Annotated in this window: 2 protein-coding genes; both read left to right on the top strand. The window is 66.5% G+C overall.

Annotation, left to right across the window (positions count from 1 at the left end):
• The first annotated feature begins 157 nt into the window (after positions 1-157).
• Positions 158-1,780: an IS21 family transposase gene (gene istA, locus PSQ40_RS21325; protein ID WP_273953919.1), complete on the top strand. Its 1,623-nt coding sequence runs from the start codon at positions 158-160 to the stop codon at positions 1,778-1,780.
• A 5-nt stretch (positions 1,781-1,785) separates the two neighbouring features.
• Positions 1,786-2,550: an IS21-like element helper ATPase IstB gene (gene istB / locus PSQ40_RS21320; RefSeq protein WP_273953920.1), complete on the top strand. Its 765-nt coding sequence runs from the start codon at positions 1,786-1,788 to the stop codon at positions 2,548-2,550.
• Positions 2,551-2,617 lie beyond the last annotated feature (67 nt).

The following is a 2,617-nucleotide window of genomic DNA, read 5'->3' as shown; positions in this document are numbered from 1 at the left end:
ACCCCGGCGGCCACCCAAACTGCCCCACCCATGGCCACCCAAACTGCTCCACTTGGCCGGGGTGAATTGACCCATTGAGAACGGTGAGTCAGGCGCCTCAGCCCTGACGAGCAGGACGTAACTTTCGCCCCCTTGACCACGAGGGGGGATTCACGAGGTGAACGTCTTGAAGCCACATCTACAAACCACGATCTGGACGCTCCTGCGCGCGGGCAACACCCAGCGAGAGATCGAGCGCCGAACCGGCATATCCCGCCACACCATCCGCGCCTGGGCCAAGCGCTTTGAGGCCCAGGGGGACCCGCCTCCTCAACCGCCTGACGATTCAAACTGGCCCGGGGTGGCCACCGACCTAGTTGTGCTCGTGGCCAGCCAAACTGCTCCACCCCGGCCACCGGCTTCACTGCTGGCGCCCACCCCGGTGGCCACCTCCCTGTGCGAGCCTCACCGCGCCTTCATCGAAGCGCAGCTTCGCCTGAGCCGCAACGCCACGGCCATCTACCAGGACCTGGTTGATGCCCACGGCTTTGCCGGGCGCTACAACTCCGTCAAGCGCTTCGTGGCCCGCATCCGTGTGCGAGAGCCCGAACAGTTCGACCGCCTGAGCTTCCTGCCCGGCGAGGAGATGCAGGTGGACTTCGGCGAAGGCGCGCCCACCCGCGTGCCCGGCACCGATCGCTACCGCAAGCCCCGCCTCTTCGTGGCCACGCTGCGCTACAGCCGCCGCAGCTTCCGCTGCGTGGTCTGGAATTCTGGCCAACAGGTCTGGGCCGAACTGCACGAACAAGCCTGGCGCTACTTCGGCGGCTCGTGCCGCTACGTGGTGCTAGACAACCTCAAGGAGGGCGTGCTCAAGCCCGACCTGTACGAGCCCGAGCTCAACCCCGTGTACGCCGCCACCCTGGCGCACTACGAGGTCGTAGCCGACCCGGCGCGGGTACGTGACCCCAACCGCAAGGGCAGTGTCGAGAATGCCATTGGTCACACTCAGGCCACGGCCCTCAAGGGCAAGCGCTTCGAAACCATCGAAGAACAGAACGCCTACCTGGCGCACTGGGAGACCAAGTGGGCAGCCTCGCGCATCCACGGTGCCGAGCGCCGCCAGGTGCAGGCCATGTTCGAAGAAGAGCAGCCCCACCTGCAGCCCTTGCCCACGCTGCCCATGGCCTACTTCCGCGACGAACAGCGCACCGTGTGCGACGACGGCTGCGTGCGCGTGGCGCATTGCAGCTACGCCGCCCGACCGGCGTCCATTGGCTCAAAGGTGCTGGTGCGCATCTTCGAGCGCCGACTGGAGATCCGTGATCTGCAGACCCAGGCCCTGCTGCGCACCCACACCAAGGCCGAACGTCCCGGCACCGTCGTGCTGCCCATGGACGAGCGCGTCTTCAACCCCTCGCGCGAGACACGCCACATCCTCAAGCAGGCCGATGCCATTGGCGTGGACGCCGCCCGGCTGTGCCAGATGCTGTTTGCCATCGAGGGCCGCGTGGGCCAGCGCAAGCTGTGGGGCATCGTGCACCTGGCTGACCGCTATCCGCGCCAGATGGTCAACACCGCTTGCGCCCAGGCCATCGAAGAAGGCGTGCACAGCTACCGCCATGTCAAGGCCATCACCGAGCGCCTGGTGGCGCAGGCCCTGGCTCAGCTCGATGTTGCACCCGCCGCGCCAGCCACCCCTACGCAAGCACACGACCTCATCCGCAACCCGCAGGAATACGGCGAGCTCTTCGCCATGGCCGCTGCCGCAACCACACCTCAAGGAGACCTCTTCGCATGACTGCCATGACCACCCACGACATCGAGACCACCCTGCGCAAGCTGCGCCTGTCCGGCATGGCCGAGACCTTGCAGACCCGCCTGATGCAGGCCCAGGCCGCCCAAGAACCCTTCCTGGACACCCTCTCAGCTTTGCTGCAAGACGAACTCGACAGGCGCCACAGCCGCCTGATGGCGCGCCGCTTCAAGCTCTCTGGACTTGATGAGAAGCCCGCACTGGCTGACTTCGACTGGCGCTTCAACCCCAAGCTGCCGCGCGCGGCTTGCTTCGAGCTGCACACCTTGAAGTTCCTCAGCGAGGGCGCCAACGCCCTGATCGTGGGCAAGCCCGGCACAGGCAAGAGCCACGTCGCCAAGGCAGTGGCCTACCAGGCAACCGTGCAGGGCCATGACGTGTCCTACGTCGAGGCCGACAGCGAGTTCGCCCGCTACGCCCTGGCCGATGCCGATGAGCGCGCACGCCTGCTCAAGGGCTGGGTGGCGGCCGACCTGCTGGTGCTCGATGACCTGTTCCTGGCACGGCGCATCAGCGAGCACGCCGCCGAGCTGCTGCAGACCCTGGTGCACCAGCGCTACAAGCTGCGCCGACCCATCGTCATCACCTCCAACCGTGTCGTGCAGGACTGGGGCCGATACCTGGGCGATGCCACCATGGCCACCACCATCCTGGACCGCCTCATGCACCGCTGCGCCATGCTGGAGTTCGAGGGCAAGAGCTACCGACTCAAGGAGGCCGCCGCGCGGCTGGCCATCACGCCCGACCCGGCATAATCACCATGTCCTGCCTGGAGCAGTTTGACTGGCCAACTGTGGAGCAGTTTGGGGTGGCCATCGGGGG

The organism is Curvibacter cyanobacteriorum (assembly GCF_028649475.1).
GTDB lineage: Bacteria > Pseudomonadota > Gammaproteobacteria > Burkholderiales > Burkholderiaceae_C > Curvibacter > Curvibacter cyanobacteriorum.
Note: the sequence above shows the minus strand (reverse complement) of the source record. Positions and strands in the feature narration are given on the sequence as shown.

Bases quoted from the DNA above. Each gene is read 5' to 3' on its own strand.
- istB (WP_273953920.1), top strand. From the start codon at position 1,786: ATGACCACCCACGACATCGAGACCACCCTGCGCAAGCTGCGCCTGTCC.